Raw genomic sequence first — 22,079 nt, forward strand, 5'->3', positions numbered from 1 at the left:
CGGCGATGACACCCGCCCCGGCGTGCGGGATACTCGCGCTGCCTATGGATTTCTCCGATCGCCCCACGCTCCCGTCCGTCCCTCCGCGAAGAGTCGTCACCGAGCTGCCCGGGCCGAAGGCGCGCGCCTGGATGGCGCGCGGCGGCTTCGACATGCAGTCGAGGTACCGCGCGGTCGTGATGGATGACATCGCGAGCCGCGGGTGCTCGCTCGTCGACGTGGACGGCAACGTGTTCCTGGACCTGTTCGCGAACTTCGCGCTCGGGGCGCTCGGCTACAACCACCCCGCGCTGGTCGAGGTGGCGCACCGCGAGGCCTTCATCCGCGCCGTCGCGAACCCGACGTCGACGCCGTTCGTGACGACGCCGGCCTGGTTCGAGTTCGTGGAGGCGCTCGAGCAGCGGTTCGCGCCGCGCGGCATGGCGCGCGTCTTCTGCGTGGACGCGGGGGGCGAGGGCGTCGAGTCCGCGATCAAGGCGGCGTTCATCCGGCACGGCGAGCGCCGGCGGGAGGCCGCCGGGCTGCCGAGGAACCCGCTCGATCTGCCGGAGGAGCTCCAGAAGAGCATCCTCGACAACGCGGGCACCGACGCGGTGGTCGTGTCGTTCGCCGGCGCGTTCCACGGCCGGGGTCTCGGGCCGATGTCCGCCACGCACTCGAAGGTGATCCACAAGGCCGACCTGCCCGCGTTCCCCTGGCCGACGGCGCCCTTCCCCGCGAGCCGCTTCCCGCTGGCGCGCTTCGCCGACGAGAACGACCGCGCCGAGGCGGAGGCGCTCGCCGCGCTCGAGCGGATCCTCGACGCGCACGACGGCCGGGTGGCCGCCGTGATCGTCGAGCCCGTGCAGTCCGAGGGGGGCGATCGGCACGCGAGCGCGGCCTTCTTCCGCCGCGTGCAGGAGCTCGCCGGGAAGGCGGGCGCGGCGCTCATCCTGGACGAGGTGCAGACGGGGATGGGGATCACCGGCGCGCTCTGGGCGCACGAGCAGCTCGAGCTGCCGCGCCCGCCCGATCTCATGTGCTTCGGCAAGAAGATGCAGATGGGCGGGTTCTTCGCGACGAGCGCGTACGACGTCGCGCAGTTCGGGCGCATGTACCAGACGCGCAACGGCGACCGCGCGCGGTCCGCGATCGCGCTGGCGACGCTCCGCGCGATCGAGTCGGAGGACCTGCTCGGCAACGTGCGCGCGACGGGCCGCCACTTCCTCTCGCGGCTCGAGGAGCTCTGCGAGCGCTACCCCGCGCTCGCGAGCGAGCCGCGCGGCCGCGGCTTCCTGCTCGCGTTCGACCTGCCGACGACCGCGGCGCGCGACGATTTCCTCTCGCGCGCGCTCCGCCGCGGGGTGTTCGCGAGCTACACGGGGACGCGCTCGGTGCGGCTGCGGCCGCACCTCATCACGACGGTCCCGGACGTCGACGAGGCGATCGGCGTCTTCGACGCGGTGCTGCGCGAGATGGCCGGATGATCGTCGATCCGCGCGACGTCTGCCCGGGGGAGGGGCCGGAGAAGGTCGCGCGGGCGCTCGCGCAGTTCTCCGTGGACGAGGCGCAGGACGGCGCGGCGTTCGACGAGGGCTACCGGGCGCTCGACGCGGTCTTCGGGCCGAAGGGGGAGCTCGAGCGCCGCGAGGTGCTCTGGGCGTGGCTCACCGGGGCGCACACGGACGCGGGGGCGCCGATCACGGCGACGTACCACCTGCTGCTCGCGCGCGACGCGGAGGGGCACCTCGCCGGCGTGCGCGATTGCTACGTCACGCTGGACCGCGCGGCGCGGCGCTGCGTGGCGCTCCTGTCGCACGCGCTCGTCCTGCCGGCGTTCCGCCGCAGCGGGCTCGCCGCCCTGCTGCGCGCTGCGCCCGTCGCGCTCGCGCGCCGCGCGATCGAGGGCGCGGGGCTCGCAGGGGGCGAGGGGGCCGGCGGCGATGGCGCGGAGGTGATGCTCGCCGCCGAGATGGAGGCCGTCGACCCGGACGACCGCGACACGGTGGTGCGGCTCATCGCGTACGGGCGCGCGGGGTTCGCGATCGTCCCGCCGGACGTGCTCCCGTACGCGCAGCCGGACTTTCGCGATATCGCGGCGCTCGGCGTCACGCCGGTGCCGCTGCCGCTGCTCGCGGTGGTGCGCCAGGTCGGCGAGGAGGAGCGCGACGAGCTCCCGCGCGCCCGGGCCGAGTCGTTTCTGCGCCATTACCAGGCCGTCCACGCGCGCGAGGTGAGCCAGGGCGAGCTCGCGCCGATCCGGGAGAACGCGCTCGCGCGCCTCGCGGCGTTCCCGGGTGAGCGCGTGCCCCTGATCCGGATCCCGCGGGGGCCGGCGGAGGTCGCGGGGTTCGCGCCGGTGCTCCGGAGCGCGGTGATGCCGCTGTTCCCGCCGGCGTGGCGCGGGAAGGCGCCGCTCGACGTGCCGGACCGGGAGCTCGAGAGGCTCTGCGCGGCGTGGTCCTCGGGATAGCCGGGGTCAGCAGGCCCCGGGGCTCCGCGCCCCATCGTAGGCGCCGGCTGTTCGGCGGAGATCCTTGCGAGGGCTCCGCCCGGGGCGCGTCGGAGCGCGGCCGGCGCCGGCCAGGCGGGCGGCTCCACGCGAATCCTGCTCGGCGGGTCGCCGCGGGCTACGATTGAGAGCGCCGGACACGCCGCCATGCCGTCAAGCACCACCACCGTTTCGATCCGCAGGATCACGGACGAGGCCGCCTCGGACGCCGAAGATCTGCTCGCCGTCGAGGAGCCGCTCGAGATCGTCGTCGTCGCGCGCGTCCCCGGGGACGCGCGCCGCGCCGAGCGCCGCCTCGGCATCACGATGCGCACGCCCGGCAACGACCGCGAGCTCGCGGTCGGCCTCCTGTTCGCCGAGGGCGTCATCTCCCGCGCGGCCGACGCGGTCGCCGTCGAGGAGGCTCTCGGCCCCTCGGGCGACCTCGTGCGCGTCACGCTCGGCGACGACGTGACCGTCGATCTCGGGCGCACCGAGCGCGCCCTCGCTGTCGCGAGCGCGAGCTGCGGCGTCTGCGGCAAGGCGTCGATCGACGTCGCGGCGCTCGCGCCGCCCTCGCCGCTCGCGCGGGGCGTCCCCCGGCTCGCGCCGGGCGTCGTGCACGGGCTCGCCGCGCGGCTCCGCGGCGCGCAGCCGGTGTTCGGGCGGACCGGGGGGCTGCACGCGGCGGCCCTCTTCGACGCGAGCGGCGCGCTCGCCGACCTCCGCGAGGACGTCGGGCGCCACAACGCCGTCGACAAGCTGATCGGCGCCGCGCTGCTCGCAGGGCGGCTGCCCGATCCGGGCGCGGTGCTCATGGTCAGCGGGCGCGCCGGGTTCGAGCTCGTGCAGAAGGCGCTCCGGGCCTCGATCCCGGTGATGGTCGCCGTCGGGGCGCCCTCGAGCCTGGCCGCCGAGCTCGCAGCGGCGCATGGGATGACGCTCGTCGGCTTCGCGCGCGATGGGCGGTTCAACGTGTACGCGGGCCGGGAGCGCATCGAGGTCCCGGTCGCGGTCCCGACGGAGGCCGCGTCGTGACGGCCCGCGACGTAGTGCGCGACGTGCAGGCGGAGCCGCCTCTGGAGCCCGAGGCGCCCAGGATCGGCGAGCGCAGCGCGGCGGCCGGCGGGCTCCCGGCGGTCGGCGCGACGCTCCGGCACGCGGTCGGCGAGATGGGGGTCGCGCGCGCCGTGCGCACGCTCCTCCGCGTGAACCAGGGCGAGGGCTTCGACTGCCCCGGCTGCGCGTGGCCCGAGCCCGAGGAGAAGCGCTCGCTCGCCGAGTTTTGCGAGAACGGCGCCAAGGCGGTCGCCGAGGAGGCGACGCTCCGCCGCGTCACGCCCGAGTTCTTCCGGGAGCACAGCGTCGAGGCGCTCTCGCGGCAGTCCGACCACTGGCTCGGCAAGCAGGGGCGGCTCGTCCACCCGATGCTGCTCGACGAGGGCGCGTCGCACTACCGCCCGGTGTCGTGGGACGAGGCGCTCGGCGTCGTCGCCTCGTCGCTGCGCGCGCTCGGCTCGCCGGACGAGGCCGTCTTCTACACGTCGGGCCGCACGAGCAACGAGGCGGCGTTCCTCTACCAGCTCTTCGTGCGCGAGCTCGGGACGAACAACCTGCCCGACTGCTCGAACATGTGCCACGAGTCGAGCGGCGTCGGCCTGCGCGAGGCCATCGGCGTGGGCAAAGGGACGGTATCCCTTCACGATTTCGAGCTGGCCGACGCCATCTTCGTCGTCGGGCAGAACCCGGGGACGAACCACCCGCGCATGCTCTCGGCGCTGCGCGAGGCGCGGCTGCGCGGGTGCGAGATCGTGACGGTGAACCCGCTCCCCGAGGCCGGCAACGAGCGCTTCCAGCACCCGCAGCACCCGCTCGATCTCGTCGGCTCGGGCGTGCCGCTCTCGACGCTCTTCCTCCAGGTGCGCATCAACGGCGACGTCGCGCTCTTCACCGGGATCATCAAGGAGATGCTCGAAGAGGAGGAGCGGAGGCCGGGCGCCGTGCTCGATCGCGCGTTCATCGCGGGCCACACCCACGGCTTCGAGGCGTTCGCGGACGCCGTGCGCGGCGCGCCCTGGGACGACATCGTCGCGCAGAGCGGGGTCCCGCGCGACCGGATCCGGGCGGCGGCCGAGATCGCGATGCGCTCCGAGCGCACGATCGCGTGCTGGGCCATGGGCCTCACGCAGCACCAGAACGGCGTGGCCAACGTGCAGCAGGTGATGAGCTTCCTGCTCCTCCGCGGCAACATCGGGCGGCCCGGGGCGGGCGCGTGCCCGGTGCGCGGGCACAGCAACGTGCAGGGCGACCGGACGATGGGCATCTGGGAGCGCCCGCCCGCGGAGCTCCTCGATCGGATGGAGCAGAACTTCGGCTTCTCCCCGCCGCGCCGCCACGGGCTCGACACCGTCGCCGCGATCGCGGCGATGGCCGAGGGGCGCGCCCGCGTCTTCTTCGCGCTGGGCGGCAACTTCCTCTCGGCCACGCCGGACACGGCGCTGACCGCCCGCGCCCTCGCCCGGTGCGACCTCACCGCGCACGTCTCGACCAAGCTGAACCGGGCGCACCTCGTGACGGGAAGGCGCGGGCTCATCCTGCCTTGCCTCGGCCGCACCGAGCGCGACGCGCAGGCGGGCGGGCCGCAGTTCGTGACCGTCGAGAACTCGATGGGCGTCGTCTCGAGCTCGCGCGGCAACCTCCCCCCCGCCTCGGAGCTGCTGCGCAGCGAGGTGGCGATCGTGGCGGGCCTCGCCCGCGCGGCGCTGGGCGCGCGCTCGCGCGTGCCGTGGGAGGAGCTCACCGCCGATTACGACAGGATCCGCGATCTCATCGAGCGCACGATCGACGGCTTCGACGACTTCAACGCGCGCATCCGGGACCCGCGCGGCTTCGCCCTGCCGAACGCCGCGGCGCGGCGCGAGTTCCGCACGGCGACGGGCAAGGCGAACTTCGTGATCCACCCGCTCCCGCGGCACGATCTCGAGCCGGGCGAGCTCCTGATGATGACGATCCGCAGCCACGACCAGTACAACACGACCATCTACGGGCTCGACGACCGCTACCGCGGCGTCCGGGGCGGGCGCCGCGTCGTGTTCATGAACGCCGAGGACGCGGCCGAGCGCGGGCTCGCCCAGGGGGACCTCGTCGACGTCACGAGCCGCTTCTCCGACGGGGAGCGCGTCGCGCGCGCGTTCCGCGTCGTGCTGTACACGATCCCCCGCGGCAACGTCGCGGCCTACTTCCCCGAGGCGAACGTGCTCGTGCCGCTCGGCAGCATCGCCGAGAAGAGCCACACGCCCGCGTCGAAATCGATCGTGGTGCGCGTCCGGGCGGCGGTCGCGACCGACGGATCTGCGTGACGCTCCGCCGCCCCCGTTGCATTGGAGTCCGACCATGAACGCCCCGACCCACATCCCCCCGCCCATCCCCGGCGAGCCCGAGCGCGCCTCGATGCGCACCGCCATCCCGGGGCCTGCGTCCGAGGCGCTCCGCGCTCGCCACCATCGCTACCAGGACGCGCGACCGATCCACTTCTATCAGGACGCGCGCAAGAGCCTGGGCAACTACATGGTCGACGTGGACGGCAACGTGCTGCTCGACGTGTACGGGCACATCGCCGCCGTGCCCATCGGCTACAACCACCCGGACCTGCTCGCCGCGTGGCGCGACGGCCGCTTCGACTGGTGCGCCGGCTACCGCTCCGCGCTCGGCGTCGCGCCCGCGCCCGAGTGGGTCGACCTCGTCGAGAAGACGCTGATGCGCGTCGCGCCGAAGGGGCACACGCGCGTCTTCACGTTCACGACCGGCGCGGAGGCGGTCGAGAACGCGCTCAAGGCCGCGTTCATCCGCCTCGCCCGGCGCCGGCGCGGCGGCGCGCAGCCGAGCGACGGCGACCTCACCGCCGCCATGCTCAACCGGCAGCCCGGCGTGAACGCCTTCAAGGTGCTCTCCTTCGATGGCGGCTTCCACGGCCGCAGCATGGGCGCCCTCTCGGCGACGCGGAGCAAGCCGATCCACAAGCTCGACATCCCCGCGTTCGACTGGCCCGTCGCGCCGTTCCCCGCGAGCCATTTCCCCCTCGCGGCGCACGCCGAGCAGAACCGCGCCGCCGAGGCGCGCTCGCTCGAGGCGGTCGAGGCGGCGCTCGACGCCCACCCGGACGAGGTCGCCGCGGTCATCGTCGAGCCGATCCAGGGCGAGGGCGGCGACCGCCACGCGAGCCCGGCCTTCTTCCAGGCGCTCCGCCGCCTCACCGCGGAGCGCGGCGTCGCGCTCATCATCGACGAGGTGCAGACGTGCGGCGGCGGGACCGGCGCGCTCTGGGCGCACGAGGCGTGGGACCTGCCCGAGCCGCCGGACATGGTCACGTTCTCCAAGAAGATGCAGCTCGGCGGCTTCTATTGCCGCGAGGAGCTCGCGCCGATCGAGCCGCTGCGCGTCTTCAACACCTGGCTCGGCGACCCGCTCCGCGGCGCGCAGCTCGAGGTGATCCTCGAGGTCATCGAGCGCGACCGGCTCCTCGAGAACACGCGGTCGACCGGCGAGCGCCTGGTCGCCGGCCTCGAGGACCTCTGCCGGCGCTACCCCGGGGTGCTCTCGGGCGCCCGCGGCAGCGGCACCTTCGCCGCGGTCGACTTCCCCCACGCCGCCCGGCGTGACGCGGCGCTCACGGCGCTCCGCAACCGCGGCCTCGAGGTGGGCGGCTCGGGCGAGCGCACGCTCCGCTTCCGGCCGGCGCTGATCTTCGCCCCGCGCCACGTCGGCGAGGCGCTCGACCACCTCGAGTCGGTCTGCAAGTGACCTCTGACGCCGCCGCCTCGCCGCCGATCCGGGTGTTCCACACGCCGCGCTATTTCGCGGACATCGGCGAGCACGTCATGCCGATGCGCAAGTTCGCCCTCGTGCGCGAGGCGATCGAGCGGAGCGGCCTGCCCGCGCGCATCGAGGAGCCCGAGGCGGCGTGTGACGAGGACCTCCTTCGCGTCCACGCGCCCGGGTACGTCCAGGCGATCGCGACCGGCGAGCCCCGGGCGCTGGCCGAGTCGCAGAAGCTCCCGTGGTCGCCGGCGCTCGCCGGGGCGGTGCGCTTCACGAACGGCGGCTGCGTCGCCGCCGCCGCCGCGGCCCTCGAGGACGGCGTCGCGGGCAACCTCGCGAGCGGCTTCCACCACGCGCACGAGGCCCACGGCGAGGGCTTCTGCACCTTCAACGGCCTCGTCGTCGCGCTGGAGCGCGCGCGCGCCGAGGGGCGCATCCGCCGCGGCCTGGTGGTCGACATGGACCTCCACTACGGCAACGGCACCGCCTCGCTGCTCGCGTCGCGCCCCTGGGCGTTCCAGCTCTCCATCTACGGCAGCTGGTACAGGCAGAACAAAGCGCACCGGGACGTCGAGGGCGAGCGCGCCCCGGACACCGAGAACTGCTGGTCCGTCCCGGTCCCGAACGGGAGCGGCGGCGCCGCCTACCTCGAGATCCTGGAGCGGCACCTCGGCCCGGCGATCGACCGCGCCGCGCCCGACCTGATCCTGTACCAGGCCGGCGCGGACCCGTACCGCGAGGACCCGTACTCGCCGCTCGACCTGACGCACGACGATCTCCACGCGCGCGACCAGATCGTGTTCCGGGCCGCGCTCGAGCGGGGCGTCCCGATCGCGTGGGTGCTCGCGGGTGGGTACACGCCCGACGTGAGCCGGGTGGTCGAGGTGCACCTCCGCACCTTCATCGCGGCGGTGCGGGCGAGGGAAGCGGCGGCGCGCCCGGGGTGACCTCGGCCGACCCGCGCCCCGCCAGGCAGGGTAGCATCGCGCGATGGCCGACCTGAACGACGCCGCCCGCCTGGCCGAGCTGCGCGGCGCCCTGCTGCGCGCCGACGCGGACGCCATCCTCGACACCTGCGTGGTGCGGGCCGCCAAGCTGGCCCGGTCGCCCATCGCCGTGGTCAGCCTGCTCGTGCGCCATGTCCAGCTCCTGCGCGCGCAGCACGGGCTCCCCCTCGAGCTCGCCGTGAGCTGCGCGACGTCGAGGAGCAACTCCTTCTGCCAGCTCGTCGTGCTCGACGAGGTGCCGCTCATCGTCGACGACGCGCTGCGCGACGAGCGCGTCCCGAAGGAGCTCGTCGAGAGCTACGGCATCCGCGCGTACGCGGGCGTGCCGGTGCGCGCGCACGGGCACGTGCTCGGAGCGCTCTGCGTGCTCGACGTCGTCCCGCGCCGCTTCGACCAGCGCATCGTCGGCGCCCTCGAGCAGCTCGCCATCGACGTCTCCGGCCGGCTCTCGGCGCTCACGCTGAGCGACGCCCCGCTGGCCAGCGCCGACGTGCAGGAGCGCCTCGTCCGCGTCGAGCAGGCCACCCGCGCCCTGGAGCGCGCGCTCCTCGCCCTCTCGCCCGTCATCGCCGCGGCGCAGGCGGCGACGGCGGGGCCGCGGGTCGACGCGGCGCGCGGGATCGACGCGTCGCGCGCGACGCACGTCACGCCGGCCAGCCTGCGCGCGGCCGTGTCGTGCTGGCGCGACATGGGCCCCGTCGCGGAGGGGCTCTGCGAGGAGGCCGCGGCCATCGCGAGCGCCTCGCCCTGCGAGGCGGCGTCCGGGCTCGCCACGGAGGCCCGGGCGCTCGCGCGGAACCTCGCCGAGATCGGCCCGCTCGTACGGCTCGCCGAGGGCGTGCTCGACGGGACGCTGGGAGAGGCCGCCGCGGCCAAGGGGCGGGCGCTCGTGCTGCGCGGCGCGCTCGACGCCCACGAGGCCGCCTCCGCGGCGGTGCAAAGGCTCCGCGCGGGCGCCCTGCGCGCGCGGGCCGCGACGGCCGGCCCCGGGAGCGGCGGCGCCGCCGGTCCGCCTGAGGCGCGGTGATCACGGCGCCGTGGGGGATCACCGCGGCGGCAGGGTCGACGGCGGCGCCGGCACCTCGCGGGTGATCTCGCCCGCGTCGGGCCCGTCAGCGAGCGGCTCCGAGCCCGGAGCGAGCGGGTTGCCCTCCCAGGTCGCGGTCTTGTCCCGGCTCCCGTAGACGAACGGCGGACGGGTCTCCAGCTCCCGGGCGATGCGGGCGAGCTCCTCGTCGAGGTGGCGCGGGTTCGCGAGCAGCCTCTCGCGGATGCCGCTGTTCAGGTAACCGCGGATGTCGGGGCTGTCCGGGTAGTACTTCGTGAACACGTTGTGCCGGAAGAGCGGCTTCAGCCGGTGCAGATCCCTGGGCCCTGTCGGGAGCGGCAAGAGCTCGACGAAGCTCTTCCGCCTGGCCCGCTCCTCCAGCCGGTCGAGGACGAGCTGGAGGCTGTTCTCGAGCAGGTGCGGCGCGCAGTGATCCGCGAAATCGTCGTACAGGAGCCGCATGAGCGCCCTCGCCTCGTCGATCGGCAGCTGCGCCTGCCGCTCGCGGCCCATGCGCCGCACGAGGACCATGAAGGGAGACGGCTGGTTGCCGGTCGCGCGGATCACCTCGGGATCGCGGAAGTCGGGCTGGCGGTAGGGGAAGTGGCGCGGGTTGATCGCGTCGAACCCGCCTCGGCCGTAGAACAGGATGCGCTGCCACGACAGGCGCTCTTCCGGCGTGAAGTACTCGACCTCGGCCGCGAGATCGACGTTCATCCCGAAGTACTTGCCCGGGGCCGACGGCGCGGGGAGCGTGATCTTCCCCATCGCGTGGAGGTCGGTGAGGTACTGCATGGCGAGCTCGACCGGCGAGATGCGCAGCCAGTACGACAGCACCGTCCCGCGCGCCTCGGGGATCATGAAGATATGAGCGAGGTAGATGACGCAGAGGTCCGGAGCGTACGCCGGATTGATGAGCACGGTGCCGTCGCGGACGCCGCGCACCTTTCCGTCCGCGTCTCGCGCCACGAGCAGGAAGTAGCGCATGTACGTGCCCGACGGCTCGGGCGTGAACGGGTCGTCGCGGAGGAACGCCTCGATCGCCTCCTTGCGCTCCATCTCTCCATGAGGACCGAAGCAGTCCCAGAGGATCTGATACGCCGCGTCGAAGTCCGGGTCGGAAGGATCCTCGATGGACCAGATCTGGTATTTGCGAGTTTCGCGCTCGATCATCTCCACCACGTCCTGGTGGAAGAGATCCTTCATGCAGAGCCGGACACGTCGCTTCAAGCAGGGCTCCCGGGGTTCATGGTGCCAGAGGCGCATCCCTCTGATAGGTGATCATCGTGGCTCGTGCAGCGCTCGTTGACACGTACACGCACACGCACACACACATCGATTCCGCGCGCTCCGTGTGGAGCGAGGCGGGTCCGGTCTATGAGCCCGTCCCTCCGCTGCGCGCGGACGCGACGGCCGACGTGGCCATCATCGGAGGAGGTTTCACCGGGATCTCCACCGCATACCATCTAATCCGCCGATTTCCGAGCCTCCGCGTCATGATCCTCGAGGCGCGCCACCTCGCGAACGGCGCGAGCGGGCGCAACGGGGGGATGATGCTGAACTGGATCAACGGGGTGGGCTCTCGCGATCCGGAGCTCACGCGCCGCGTGTATGACACGACGCGCGCGGGGATCGACGGCATCGTCGGGATGATCCAGGAGCACGACCTCCTGGTGCGCCACCGCCGTGACGGATGCATGGAGGTGCTCACCGACGCGCGCCGGGCCGAGGCGGCGCACGCGCGGGTGGAGCAGCTGGCCAGCTGGGGCATTTCGCTACAGTACCTGGACGGCGCGGCGCTCTCGAAGCGGCTCGGGATCCAGGGCGCGGCCGGGGCCGTGCTGGACGCGACCGAGGGGCAGCTGAACGGGGTCGACCTGCTGCGCTGCCTGCGCCCGCTGCTGCTCGCTTGGGGGGTCGCCGTCCACGAGGACACGCCGGTGCTCGGGATCCGGGAGGGGCGCACGATCGAGCTGACAACGCCGGGCGGCGTCGTCCGGGCCGCGGCCATCGTGCTCGCCACCAACGGCTACACGCCGCGCCTGGGCTACTTCAAGACCGGCATCTTCCCGCTACACTCGCACGTCATCGCGACCGAGCCGCTCGACGCCGAGGCGCGCGCCGCGCTCGGCTGGGGGCAGGTCGCCGGCTTCAGCGACGACCGCGACCGGATCGCGTACGCCAGCATGACGCCGGCAGGTGAGCTCGTGTTCGGCGGGGGCAGCAACGCCGCGTATGCCTACCTTTATGGGAACAAGACCTCCTACCCTGGCACACCCGGGTCGGCAGGGCCGGCGTTCGAGGCCATCCGGCGCCGGCTCACCGGCTATTTCCCTGCGGCCGAGCGGCTGCGGATCGCGCACCGCTGGACGGGCACCCTCGGCATCACGATGAGCCGGCTCTGCAGCATGGGGGTGCGCGGCGAGCACCGGAACGTGTACTACGCCCTCGGTTACAGCGGCCACGGCGTGACGCTCGCCAACCTCGCGGGCCGCGTGCTCTGCGACATCTACGCGGGCGACGACGCGCGGTGGCGGGATCTGCCGTTCTACATGGCCCCCCTCCGGGGCGTCCCGCCCGAGCCGCTCCGCTGGCTCGGCTATCACGCGTACACCAAGCTGACGGGGCGCTCGCCGCGCAAGGCGGGCTAGAGCGGCTAGCGCGGGGGCCGCCGAGCGGGCTTGCGTGGCCGGAGCGCGGGGCGCTATTCGATGCGGGGCCATGTTCTGCGCGCGCTGCCACCGGGAGTACGACGCGGGCCATCGGTTCTGCCCCTACGACGGCGCGGAGCTCACCGAGGGCCGGCGCGTCGACCTGTTCCGGTACAAGCCGACCCGGCTGCGCGGGACCGTCCTTGGCGAGCGCTACGAGGTGCGCGGCTACCTCGGCAAAGGGGCGATGGCGCGCGTCTACCTCGCGGTCGAGATCGAGACGGGCCAGCCGGTCGCGATCAAGGTCCTCGAGGAGTTCGCCGCGCGGGCGGAGCGGACGCGCGAGCGGTTCGTGCGCGAGGCGCAGAGCGCGGCGACGATCGGGCACCCGAACATCGTCCGGGTGCTCGACGCCGGCACGCGCTCGGAAGACGGCGCGCCCTACCTCGTGATGGAGTACCTCTTCGGCGAGTCGCTCGGCGACTGGCTCCGGCGCGAGCGCCGCATGGACGCGGACCTCGCCATCCCGGTGCTCTCCCAGGCCGCGTCCGGGCTCGCCGCCGCGCACCGGGCCGGGATCATCCATCGCGACGTGAAGCCGGACAACATCTACCTCGTGGGCCCGCAGGGCGATCCGTACGCGGTCAAGGTGCTCGATTTCGGTCTGGCGAAGATCCAGGCCGCCGACCTCATCACGGCGACCGGCACCGCCGTGGGCACCCTCGAGTACATGGCGCCCGAGCAGGTCGTGAGCGACCTGCCCGACGCCCGCACCGACGTCTACGGGCTCGGCATCGTCATGTTCCGGGCCTTCACCGGGGAGCTCCCGTTCCCGCGCTCGGAGCAGTCGGAGCTCCTCGCCCGGCAGCTCGTGACCCCGCCGCCCCGCCCCTCGGAGAGGCGCCGGAGCCTCGATCCGCTGCTCGAGTCCGTGATCCTGAAGGCGATCCGGAAGAGCCCGAACAACCGCTATCCCTCGATGGAAGCGTTCCTCGAGGATCTCGAGCGGCTGGCCGGCGACCGGGACGGGCCGCTCTCGGCCGACGAGCCGCTGCGGGAGCCCGGCGACGTGTATCTCCCGCAGGGATCGTTTGCCAGGAACGCGGCGATCTACTTCTATAGGCGGCTCGGCATGGAAGCCCCACGCTTCGACTGAACCGACACCACCTCCCGCGGGCGCTTCCCGCCACCCAGGAGATTCGATTGCCATGGCCTACTCTGCTGCATTCCGATGCCTGACCGGTTGTGCCGGCAGCTACCCGCTGACGCAGCCCCTCTACCGTTGCCCCACCTGCGGCGGCCTGCTCGACGTCGCCCACGACATCGACGCGCTCCGTGACCGGAGCCCCGCGACGTGGATGAAGCTCTTCGACGAGCGCTACAAGCGCACGGTGTGGCCCTACGGCTCCGGGGTCTGGGGCAAGCGGGAGTGGGTCGCGCCCGAGGTCCCGGACGAGGCCATCGTGTCGATGGACGAGGGCGGCTCGAACCTGTTCTGGGCAGACCGCTACGGCCGCACGCTCGGGCTCGATGACGTCTGGGTGAAGCTCTGCGGCAACAGCCACACGGGGTCGTTCAAGGACCTCGGCATGACGGTGCTCGTCTCGGTGGTGAACAAGGCGATCCGCGAGGGCCTCGAGGTGCGCGCGATCGCGTGCGCGTCGACGGGGGACACCTCGGCGTCGCTCGCGGCGTACGGGGCGGCGGCCGGTTTGCCCGTGGTCGTGCTGCTGCCGCGGGGCAAGGTGTCGACGGCGCAGCTCGTCCAGCCGATCGCGTCGGGGGCGCTGGTCCTCTCGCTGGACACCGACTTCGACGGCTGCATGGCCATCGTGCAGCGCCTCTCGGCCGAGGGCGTCGTCTACCTGGCGAACTCGATGAACGCCCTGCGGCTCGAGGGCCAGAAGACCGTGGCCATCGAGATCGTGCAGCAGTTCGACTGGACGCTGCCCGACTGGGTCATCCTCCCGAGCGGCAACCTCGGCAACGCCTACGCCCTCTACGCGGGCTTCAAGATGCTGAAGGACCTCGGCCTGACGACGCGGTTCCCGCGCCTCTGCGTGGCGCAGGCGGCGCGGGCCAACCCGCTCTTCAAGGCGTGGTCCGAGGGGCGGAGCGAGGTCGTGCCGATGAAGGCGGGGGAGACCCTGGCGAGCGCGATCCAGATCGGCAACCCGGTGAGCGCGCCGAGGGCGATGCTGGCCCTCAAGGCGATGGACGGCGTCGCGGAGGAGGTCACCGAGGACGAGCTCTGCGACGCGGCGGCCCGCGCCGATCGCACCGGCATGTACACCTGCCCGCACACGGCGGTCGCCCTCGCCGCGCTGGAGAAGCTCGTGAAGAAGGGCCTCGTGGAGAAGCGCCAGCGGGTCGTCGTGGTCTCGACCGCGAACGGCCTCAAGTTCACGGAGTTCAAGGTGAAATACCACGAGCGCGCGCTCGCGGACGTCACGAGCCGGCTCGCCAACCCGCCGGTCGCGCTGCCGCCCGACTACGACCGCGTCCTCGCCGCCCTCGACAAGCACGCCGCGCAGACCAGCAAGCGCTGACGCTCCGGCAAGGTCGGGCCGCCGGCCGCTACCCGCGCGACCTCGCGCGGCGCCGCCGGCGCCGTCCGCGCGCGTTCGCGGAGGTCATCGCGGAGGCGATGCCGTTTTGCAGGGTGTTGTGCGTGACGATGCCGCTCATGTCGACGCCGATCTCGACGAGCGTCCTGGCCACGTCGGGGCTCAGGCCCGTGATGATCACCTCCGAGCCGAGCAGGCGCACCGCCGTCGCGGCGCCGAGGAGCGCGTCGGCGCACGCGCCGTCGATCCGCGGCACCCCGGTGATGTCGAGGATCGCGACGTGCGCGCGGCGGGAGGCGACGCCGCGGACCAGCGTCTCCTGCACGCGGCGCGTCCGCTGGCTGTCGAGGGCGCCGACGAGCGGCATCACGACGATGTCGTCGCTGATCGGGATGAGCGGGGTCGACAGCGCCGCGAGGATCTCGTTCTGCGCCCGGAGGGCCTCTTCCCGGGCGCGCCGCGCCTCGGTCTCCGTCTCGGCGCGCTTTCGCTCCGTGATGTCCCGCACGATGACCACCGCCTCCGCCCGATCGCTGCCGGCGATCCGGACCTCGTAGTCGCGCGCGCCGCCCGCCAGCTGCTCCTGGTACTCGAAGACGTGCGTCGCCTCGTCGGCGAGCGCTCGCGCCACGAGGCCGGTGATCTGCTCGGCGACGTGGGCGGGGAACACGTTGGCGACGTGCCTGTGCAGGAGATCCTCGGCGCGGAGCGACGGCCTCGGGTCCCGCGAGGCCTTGAAATCAAGGCAGATGCCGTCGCTGCTGATCCGGAGGATCGTGTCGGGGATGGCGTAGAGCAGCGCGCGGTTGTTCGCCTCGCTCCGGCGCAGGGCCGCCTCCACGCGCTTGCTGCCGATGAAGTGGCCGGCCTTGGCGGCGATGGCGAGCAGGACGTCGAGCAGCCCCGGATCGGGCGCGCGCGGCTCGGCGTCCATGAGCTCCAGCACGGCCGCGACCTGCGCGTCGGCGCGGACCGCGATGGGGAGCTCGACCGCGAAGCGGAGGCCGGCGCCGCGCGCCGCCTGCGCGCGCGGGTCGTCCGCCTCGGCGTCCAGGTCGCTGAACCAGGTCGGCTCCCCCTGGGCGAGCGCGCGGCCGGGCAGCCCGGCGTCGCGGGCGAACCGCGCGCCCCGGGTCGCCGCCTCGAGCGCGATCGAGTCGTCGGGCGCGGCGCTCCAGGTGTGCTCGCAGCGCAGCCCGTCGCTCTCGTCGTCGCCGAGCCACAGGGCGGCGAACCGGAAGCCGAGCATCTCCCCGAGCGCGCCGAGGAGCGCCGGGACGCCCTCGGAGAGCGTCGTCGACTCGACCATGATCCTGGTCACGGTGTACTGCGCCGACACCTTGTAATTGGCCTCGGCGAGGGCGCGGCGCTGGTTCCACTTCTCGGTGAGCGCGAAGGCCATCTGGCGGACCTCGCTCGGGTCGAACGGCTTGGCGAGGATGAGGAGGTTGTCGGTCTGCCCGAACCGGGCGGCGATCTCCTCCCACGAGTCACCCGAGTCCGCCGCGCAGAGGACCGCCTGGATGGCGCCGTCCTCCTTCCAGATGCGCGAGAGCGTCTCGACGCCGTCCCACCCCGGCATGCGCGCGTCCACGAACACGAGCGCGTACGGCGCGCCGCTCTGCAGCGCCTCGCGGACCTTCGCCAGCCCCTCCTCCCCGCGGGTCGCGGACGTGAGCTCGAACCTCACCGGCCGCCGGGCGGGCGGCTCGCGGAACAGCGTCGGCTGGAGGCTCGCGAAGGTCGAGCCCTCCGCCTCGGATCGGAGGATCCTGCGGAAATCCTCGTGGATCGCCTCGTCGTCGTCGATCAGCAAAATGCGCCGGTTCTGCTGCCAGCTGGGATCCCCCATCAACGAGTCCTTGGAGCGTGGGTCCGGGTCCTAGAGCGAGGCGCGTCTTCGTCGCACGAAGCTGCACCCCGCTCTATTCAACGGGAGGCGTGCCCTCGCCGTCTACGGGCGGAGGTGACGGCGGCCGTGTGGGGGACTCGTCCTCGGTGGAGGGCGGGGGCGGAGGCGGGGGCATCACAGGGGGCTCGTGCTCCTCGCCTTCCCTCGGGGCGGCCTCGGAGGCGCCGAGGGGCATGTTGACGCCGCCGGGCTTCCTCGTGGTCGTGGCCGGGCTCGCGCCCGGCGTGCCGCGGCCCCGCGCGGCGGGCGACTCGGCCGCGTGCGGGTCGAACCGGGGCCGCTTCAGCGGGCCGTGGACGTGCCAGCCGTAGAAGCCGTCCGCTCGCTTCGACCGCTTCATCTTGGGCTGCTGCATCTCGATCAGCCCGGGCACGCTCGACCCCGGCGCGCCGAGCAGCGATTTGGTGAGATCGCTCTTCGAACGGTACGCGTCGGTGAACTTGAAGCGCACGTAGAGATCCGCCGTCGAGTTGTTCCACGGCTCGCGCATGTTGACCTTGCCGTCGCCGTCGAGCTCGAGATCCTGGCCGTTCGCGGACATCTTCGTGACCTTGAGGACCCCTTCCTTCGCCTCCGCCGACAGGAGCAGCTCCCCCAGCTTGGCCTCCGGGAGCGCGATGAGCCCCTGGATCTTCGTCTTGCCGTCGCCGACCGAGACCTCCTTGGCCGAGACCTCGAGCGCGCCGTTCGCCTTGTTGAACTTGCCTTCGGGCGCGCTGAGATCGAGGTTCGCGCTCAGCGTGCCGGCGATCGGCAGGCCAAGGATGTCCCCGAGCGGACCCACCTTGGCGAGCTCCACGTCCGAGACCTCGACGTGGACGTCGCCGCCCGATCGGCCCATCGGGACCACGCCCTCGATCTCGCCGCCGAACACGCTGGCCCAGAACGAGACCCGCATCCGCCCGATCAGGAGGGGCAGGATCTTCACCCGCGCGTGCGCCTCGTCGATCTCGATGACGCTCGGCTTCGGCGCGCTGTCCTTGGCGGCGTCGCCCGAGGCGAAGGCCGCGGCGGCGCTCGGCCTGCTGCTCGTGCCGAGCTCGCCCGGCGGCAGGATGAGCCGCACGCCCTTCATCTCGACCCCCGTGAACCAGTACGAGTCGAGCTCGTCGATCTCGAGGCGCTGCGCCTGGCTCGGGCCCCGCTTCTGCTGCGTGCGGTCGAACTCGGCGATCAGCCGGTCCTTGAGCCGGTCGTAGGGGAACGTGAGGTAGCCGAAGAGCCCCAGACAGAAGAGGTAAAAGAGCGGGTAGGCCGCCCATCTCGCGATCTTGATGAGCCGCGCCTTCATGGCTCTTGCTCCTCCTCCTCGGCGGGGGGCGCGGACGGCGCGGGGGTCGCCGGCTGGGGCTCGCCCTTCCGGTCGAACGCGGAGATGCCGAGCTCGACCTCGTAGGAGTCCGGCTCCCCGGCGCGCGGCTTGAGGTTCAGCTTCGTCACCGCGACCGGGTGGCCCGAGCCCTCGATGTGCTCGAGCATCTTGGCGAGCCCGAGCATCCCGATCCTGTGCATCTTCACCACCGTGATCCGCTCGGTGTACTTCTTGCCGTGCGGGACGTCGGGGCGATCCTGCGACTCGGCGGCGGTGAGCTGCTGCTGCTTCGCCGCGTCCTCGATGAAGCCGGCGAGCGCGGGCGCCGGCCGCGAATAGCGCGCGAGCAGCGCGTCCTTCAGCGCCTTGCGCTCGCTGACCTTCCCCGAGGCCTCGTAGATCGACTGGAGCAGGTCGCGGATCTCCTGGTTCTCGGCGCGCTTGCTGGACGCGACGCTCGCGAGCCCGATCGGCACGAGCAAGAGGACGATCACCGCCAGGAATCCGAGGAGGATGGTGAGGAGCCTGCGCTCGCGCGGCTCCAGCTTGTCGAGTCGCTCGCGGAGCGTCATCGCGATCCCTCCGGCTTCTCCGGCGCGCCGGCCGAGGCGCTCTCCGCCGCGTCAGCGGCGCCGGTCTTCTTCTTCTTCGTCTTGTCCTCGCACTTGAGATCCAGCTCGAGGACGTACTTGTGCTTGCCCTCCGTGAACTGGCTCGTCCGGCCGACCTTCACGTCGCGGAAGCAGCGGTGCTCCTTCATGTGATCCGCGATGATCTGCGCGTCCGACACCGACGGGACGACGCCCTGGAGGGTCACGTGGCCGCGGTTCACGTCGAGCTCGAGCACGTCGTGCGTGATCTCCTTCGGCACGGCCTTCGAGAGCTGCACCATGACGTCGAAGGCGTCGACGCGGGGCATCGGGTCCTCGTCGGCCGCGCCGGGGCCCTGCTCGAGCAGCTCCCGGGCCTTCTGCGGGTCGCTCGTCTCCTCGCCGAGCACGTCGTGGGAGGCGGTCGCGAGCGAGGCGGCGAGCAGCTCCCGCTCCGCGTCGAGGGTGCGCAGCTCCGCGACGATGGAGAACCCGAAGCTCAGCGCGATGACGGTGCCGAGTCCGGCGAGGATCGGGATCTTCTCGCGCAGGAACGGGTAGCTGCGCTCGGCCTCGAGCGCGCCCTTCCGGAGGTTGAACCCCTTGGTCTTCGGCGTCAGCCCGAGCGCGAGCCCGAGCGCCTTGGCGAAGCGGGGCAGCGCCGCGGCCTGCTCGGGCGTGAGCCCCTCGATGCGAGGGGTCGGCAGCGGCAGGATCGTGAGGCCGAGCTGCGTCGCCAGGAACATCTCCGCGCCCTGGGCGGTGGCGCCGCCGCCGACCAGGTAAAGCCCCGCGAGCGGCTCGCCGCCGAGGTTGCGCCACGCCGCGAGCGTCTGGCGGAGCTCGCGCGCGAGCGCCGGCGCGGTGCCGGGGAGGCCGGCCGTCCCGCGCGACAGCGTCCGGGCGAAGACCGGCTCGCCGCCGGAGACGATCACGATCTCGGACGTGAGGTAGTCGAGGTCGAGCAGGGCGATCGGCGCGCTGGCGGGCGACGGCGCGGCGAGCTCCGGCATCACCGCCTCGAGGTTGGCGAGCGCCACCGCGCCCAGCGCGACCCGCTCCGGCTCGAAGCCGAGCGCCTCCTTCACGACGGCGATGCGCTCGCGCACGTCGTCCACGCGCGCGACGGCGGCGAAGACCGGCAGCGTCTCCACGCCGGGCGGCCGCTTCAGCAGGCGGTGGTCGAAGACCGCGTCTTCCATCTCGAACGGCACCGTGGCCTCGAGCTCGAAGCCGAGGACGTTCTCGACCTCCTTCTGCGCGGCCGCCGGCAGGTCGAGGCGGCGGTAGAACGATTTCTCCCCGGAGAGCGCGATCGCCGCGGCGTCGGGGCGGTGGAGCCCCACGGCGGCGCGGATGGCCTCGGCCTCGGAGACGCCGTCCGTGACGGCCGCCTCGCCGAGGGCCTCGACGAAGACCCTCCTGTACGTGGTGCGGATGAGCGCCGCCCGCACCACGGATTTTCCAGCATCTATCCCGAGCAGCCTGTGCATTTGCGCGCTTCTTCCCGGAGGGGTGTCCTAGTCGATGCGATAGTAGATGATCGTCCCGGCAGGGTTCGATCGCACCTGTTGTTCGTACGTTTCCGGCGTCGGAGGGGTGCTGGGCTGAGCGGGGTCCTTGGGATCCTTGGCCGGATCGTCGAGCTTCGTCGCCCCCGTGAGATCGACCACCGCATGGACGCGCACGCGCGTCTCACGCTTGTTCCCCGGGACGATGCCATCGGCGTAGATGCTCAGGAAGTTGGTCCTGTTGCCGAGGGACTTGGTGACGTTCGGCTTGAACTTCACCGGTTCGACGCCCATCGCCTTGAACTGCTGCCCGAGCATCCCCCCGAGCGAGCTGCCCGCCTTCTGGGTCATCGCATCGACATAATCTTTCGGGGTGGGGAAGAGCAGCCCCCCGGTCATGCTCTGCACGAGCGACGCCACGGTGAGGAACGCCGTCTGCTGGTTCACGTCGGTGCAGAGCGTCGTCGTCGCGATATCCACGAAATCGGCGGTGCACGTGAGCCTGAGCAGCGTCAGCGCGTTCGCCGACGAGACGTTCACCTTCTGCTTCCGGCTGCCCCAGACGGTCAGGACCCGCTTGTCCGGGTTGCTCGGATCCGGGTCGACGAACGTCGCCCAGAAGTCGTCGTTCATGCCCCGGATCAGCCGCAGCTCATCGACCGAGTCGAACGGGGCGTTCTTGCGCTGATAGGAGAGGCCGACCGTCTGGTAGAAGCTGTCCTCGGCGCCGGTGGAGCTCGGGGCGTTCGGCGTCGCGTCGCAGGCGAACGTCTGGTCGCCGGGGTCGGCCCAGTCGATGAGCGCGCTGCAGATGGTCGCGCGGTCCGAGAACTGGCCGTCGCCGTCGCGCTCCTCGAAGAGCGTGTTGTACTGCGCGTCGCTCATCAGGCTGAGCAGCTGGTTCCCTACCGCGATCTGATCGGAGATGCCGCCCACGTCGTCGGCGGCGCGGTTGACGTTGATCTTCGAGTCCTCGTCGACGATCTTGAGCTCGAAGCGGCCGCCGCCGGTGAGCCCCAGGTTCTTGCCCGTCGCGCTGCCCTCGCCCGCCGCCTCGGGGGGCGGCGCCGCGCTGCCCTCGCCCTCGGCGAGCTGCGCGTTGAAGGGGCCGAGGAACATGTCGGTGAACTTCCAGACCGGCACCTGGAACTTCCCCCTGATCCCGACGATCGCGAGCATCGGCCCGATCGCCGTGCTGACGCTCGGCTCGGAGGCGATGAGCATCCGCGACAGGTTCACGGCGCTCTTCGCGTAGTACTCGGCCCGCAGCGCGTCGCGATCGGCGAGCGCCGCGGAGAGCTCGGTCGATGTCTCCTCCTGGAGCTCGGTCAGGAACACGGTGAGCACCGTGATCGCGCCGAGCACCATGACCAGCGCCACGCCGCGCCGGTCGCGCCGCCTCCGGAGGCGGCGGCGCGCGCGCCCGGAGGTCGGCCTCTCTGCGGCGCGGTCCTCGGCGTGGGGGCTCTTCGGGCGGCTCATGGCTCAGTTGGCCCCGAAGGCGATGGGGACCTGCATCGGGAGTGGCACCTTCGACTCGAACTTGATCGGCTCCCCGCCAGGCCCGCCGTTCAGGACCAGCGTCACCCACACCTGCGAGGGGAGCCGGTCGAGCTGCGCCGCCGGCTGCGTCGAGTCCCACGAGTCGACCCACTCCCCGGTGATCGGGTCGAGGTACTGCAGATTGAAGCTCTCGATGTCCTCGGCGAGCACGTTGACGACTCCGCCCCTCGTCGGCTCGGTATCGATGGTCCTCGCCTCTCGCCGCACGAGATCGAGCCTGTCGCGCTCCGGGTCGCGCGCACCGAAATAGCCGATCTCGCACTGATCGGACTCGTGCGCGTTCCGGAGGAGCCTCCGGTGCGCGAACGCGGTGAAATCGACGCGGTCCGCGGGCGACGAGTCGTCCCCCGCGAAGGCGGTGAGCCGCACGACGATGTTCTTGTCGGCCGGCTGGTGCCTGGACAGGAAGGCCGTCTGGAGCTCGCGCGAGATGCGGGCGATCGCCGCGCGGCCCTGGTGGTAGCGGTCGCCCATCCGCGCGATGCCCGAGCGCGCGCGGCTCATGCCGTCGAACGCGCCGTAGATGAGCGTCCCGATGAGCGCCAGGATGCCGACCGAGACGAGGACCTCGAGGAGGGTCACCGCGCGCGAGCGGCCGCGGCGCCTGCGGGGAGAGCTTGGCCTTCGCGT

General features: G+C 72.5%; 17 protein-coding genes. 10 read left to right on the forward strand and 7 right to left on the reverse strand.

The features are described from left to right. The first annotated feature begins 44 nt into the window (after positions 1 to 44). The 7 genes from WME82_RS49720 (at position 45) to WME82_RS49750 (ending at position 9,322) form a co-directional block, all read left to right on the forward strand. On the forward strand, positions 45 to 1,466 hold the full coding sequence (locus WME82_RS49720) for an aminotransferase class III-fold pyridoxal phosphate-dependent enzyme (protein ID WP_437914244.1): 1,422 nt from the start codon (positions 45 to 47) through the stop codon (positions 1,464 to 1,466). Continuing rightward, positions 1,463 to 2,452, forward strand: coding sequence for a hypothetical protein (locus tag WME82_RS49725; RefSeq protein ID WP_438041051.1), 990 nt, complete (start codon positions 1,463 to 1,465; stop codon positions 2,450 to 2,452). The genes WME82_RS49720 and WME82_RS49725 overlap by 4 nt, the downstream gene beginning before the upstream one ends. A gap of 186 nt (positions 2,453 to 2,638) precedes the next feature. Beyond that, entirely contained in the window at positions 2,639 to 3,508 is an 870-nt protein-coding gene (locus WME82_RS49730; protein ID WP_438041052.1) for a formate dehydrogenase accessory sulfurtransferase FdhD, read from the forward strand. Continuing rightward, a complete protein-coding gene (locus WME82_RS49735) occupies positions 3,505 to 5,829 on the forward strand; it encodes an FdhF/YdeP family oxidoreductase (protein WP_438041053.1) in 2,325 nt (774 codons plus the stop codon). Before WME82_RS49730 ends, WME82_RS49735 begins: the two co-directional genes overlap by 4 nt. A gap of 34 nt (positions 5,830 to 5,863) precedes the next feature. After that, positions 5,864 to 7,270, forward strand: coding sequence for an aminotransferase class III-fold pyridoxal phosphate-dependent enzyme (locus WME82_RS49740; RefSeq protein WP_438041054.1), 1,407 nt, complete (start codon positions 5,864 to 5,866; stop codon positions 7,268 to 7,270). After that, positions 7,267 to 8,235: a histone deacetylase family protein gene (locus WME82_RS49745; protein WP_438041055.1), complete on the forward strand. Its 969-nt coding sequence runs from the start codon at positions 7,267 to 7,269 to the stop codon at positions 8,233 to 8,235. Before WME82_RS49740 ends, WME82_RS49745 begins: the two co-directional genes overlap by 4 nt. Before the next feature lie 43 nt (positions 8,236 to 8,278). Beyond that, positions 8,279 to 9,322 (forward strand): GAF domain-containing protein, encoded by a 1,044-nt coding sequence (locus tag WME82_RS49750; RefSeq protein ID WP_438041056.1) that lies wholly within the window; start codon positions 8,279 to 8,281, stop codon positions 9,320 to 9,322. A gap of 18 nt (positions 9,323 to 9,340) precedes the next feature. Here WME82_RS49750 and WME82_RS49755 read toward each other — a convergent pair whose 3' ends face one another. Beyond that, entirely contained in the window at positions 9,341 to 10,573 is a 1,233-nt protein-coding gene (locus WME82_RS49755) for a hypothetical protein (RefSeq protein ID WP_437914251.1), read from the reverse strand. Between the two features lie 56 nt (positions 10,574 to 10,629). Between WME82_RS49755 and WME82_RS49760 the strand changes: the two genes are divergently transcribed. From WME82_RS49760 to thrC, 3 genes are all read left to right on the forward strand, one after another. Beyond that, positions 10,630 to 11,994, forward strand: coding sequence for an NAD(P)/FAD-dependent oxidoreductase (locus tag WME82_RS49760; RefSeq protein ID WP_438045015.1), 1,365 nt, complete (start codon positions 10,630 to 10,632; stop codon positions 11,992 to 11,994). Positions 11,995 to 12,064: 70 nt separating this feature from the next. Beyond that, entirely contained in the window at positions 12,065 to 13,150 is a 1,086-nt protein-coding gene (locus WME82_RS49765; protein ID WP_438041057.1) for a serine/threonine-protein kinase, read from the forward strand. A gap of 52 nt (positions 13,151 to 13,202) precedes the next feature. Further along, complete coding sequence (gene thrC / locus WME82_RS49770; RefSeq protein ID WP_438041058.1) at positions 13,203 to 14,543, forward strand: threonine synthase; 1,341 nt, start codon at positions 13,203 to 13,205, stop codon at positions 14,541 to 14,543. Between the two features lie 28 nt (positions 14,544 to 14,571). Here the strand turns inward: thrC and WME82_RS49775 are convergent, their stop codons facing one another. From WME82_RS49775 to WME82_RS49800, 6 genes are all read right to left on the reverse strand, one after another. Further along, entirely contained in the window at positions 14,572 to 16,413 is a 1,842-nt protein-coding gene (locus WME82_RS49775; RefSeq protein ID WP_438041059.1) for an STAS domain-containing protein, read from the reverse strand. 73 nt (positions 16,414 to 16,486) lie between these two features. After that, complete coding sequence (gene gspN / locus WME82_RS49780) at positions 16,487 to 17,764, reverse strand: type II secretion system protein GspN (RefSeq protein WP_438041060.1); 1,278 nt, start codon at positions 17,762 to 17,764, stop codon at positions 16,487 to 16,489. Then, a complete protein-coding gene (locus WME82_RS49785) occupies positions 17,761 to 18,357 on the reverse strand; it encodes a hypothetical protein (RefSeq protein ID WP_437743407.1) in 597 nt (198 codons plus the stop codon). Before WME82_RS49785 ends, gspN begins: the two co-directional genes overlap by 4 nt. Then, on the reverse strand, positions 18,354 to 19,868 hold the full coding sequence (gene pilM, locus WME82_RS49790) for a type IV pilus biogenesis protein PilM (protein ID WP_437743408.1): 1,515 nt from the start codon (positions 19,866 to 19,868) through the stop codon (positions 18,354 to 18,356). The genes WME82_RS49785 and pilM overlap by 4 nt, the downstream gene beginning before the upstream one ends. Before the next feature lie 27 nt (positions 19,869 to 19,895). Beyond that, positions 19,896 to 21,368, reverse strand: coding sequence for a general secretion pathway protein GspK (locus WME82_RS49795; protein WP_438041061.1), 1,473 nt, complete (start codon positions 21,366 to 21,368; stop codon positions 19,896 to 19,898). Between the two features lie 3 nt (positions 21,369 to 21,371). Next, positions 21,372 to 22,031 carry a type II secretion system protein GspJ gene (locus WME82_RS49800; RefSeq protein WP_438041062.1) on the reverse strand — a complete coding sequence of 220 codons (660 nt, stop codon included), beginning with the start codon at positions 22,029 to 22,031 and terminating at the stop codon, positions 21,372 to 21,374. Positions 22,032 to 22,079 lie beyond the last annotated feature (48 nt).

The organism is Sorangium sp. So ce128, from assembly GCF_051525245.1.
Classification (GTDB): Bacteria; Myxococcota_A; Polyangia; order Polyangiales; family Polyangiaceae; genus Sorangium; species Sorangium cellulosum_B.

What these genes read in the sequence shown, in the direction of transcription:
- WME82_RS49720 (WP_437914244.1), top strand. Translation starts at nt 45, where the DNA reads ATGGATTTCTCCGATCGCCCCACGCTCCCGTCCGTCCCTCCGCGAAGA.
- WME82_RS49725 (WP_438041051.1), top strand. Translation starts at nt 1,463, where the DNA reads ATGATCGTCGATCCGCGCGACGTCTGCCCGGGGGAGGGGCCGGAGAAG.
- WME82_RS49730 (WP_438041052.1), top strand. Translation starts at nt 2,639, where the DNA reads ATGCCGTCAAGCACCACCACCGTTTCGATCCGCAGGATCACGGACGAG.
- WME82_RS49740 (WP_438041054.1), top strand. Translation starts at nt 5,864, where the DNA reads ATGAACGCCCCGACCCACATCCCCCCGCCCATCCCCGGCGAGCCCGAG.
- WME82_RS49750 (WP_438041056.1), top strand. Translation starts at nt 8,279, where the DNA reads ATGGCCGACCTGAACGACGCCGCCCGCCTGGCCGAGCTGCGCGGCGCC.
- WME82_RS49765 (WP_438041057.1), top strand. Translation starts at nt 12,065, where the DNA reads ATGTTCTGCGCGCGCTGCCACCGGGAGTACGACGCGGGCCATCGGTTC.
- thrC (WP_438041058.1), top strand. Translation starts at nt 13,203, where the DNA reads ATGGCCTACTCTGCTGCATTCCGATGCCTGACCGGTTGTGCCGGCAGC.
- WME82_RS49775 (WP_438041059.1), bottom strand. Translation starts at nt 16,413, where the DNA reads ATGGGGGATCCCAGCTGGCAGCAGAACCGGCGCATTTTGCTGATCGAC.
- gspN (WP_438041060.1), bottom strand. Translation starts at nt 17,764, where the DNA reads ATGAAGGCGCGGCTCATCAAGATCGCGAGATGGGCGGCCTACCCGCTC.
- WME82_RS49785 (WP_437743407.1), bottom strand. Translation starts at nt 18,357, where the DNA reads ATGACGCTCCGCGAGCGACTCGACAAGCTGGAGCCGCGCGAGCGCAGG.
- pilM (WP_437743408.1), bottom strand. Translation starts at nt 19,868, where the DNA reads ATGCACAGGCTGCTCGGGATAGATGCTGGAAAATCCGTGGTGCGGGCG.
- WME82_RS49795 (WP_438041061.1), bottom strand. Translation starts at nt 21,368, where the DNA reads ATGAGCCGCCCGAAGAGCCCCCACGCCGAGGACCGCGCCGCAGAGAGG.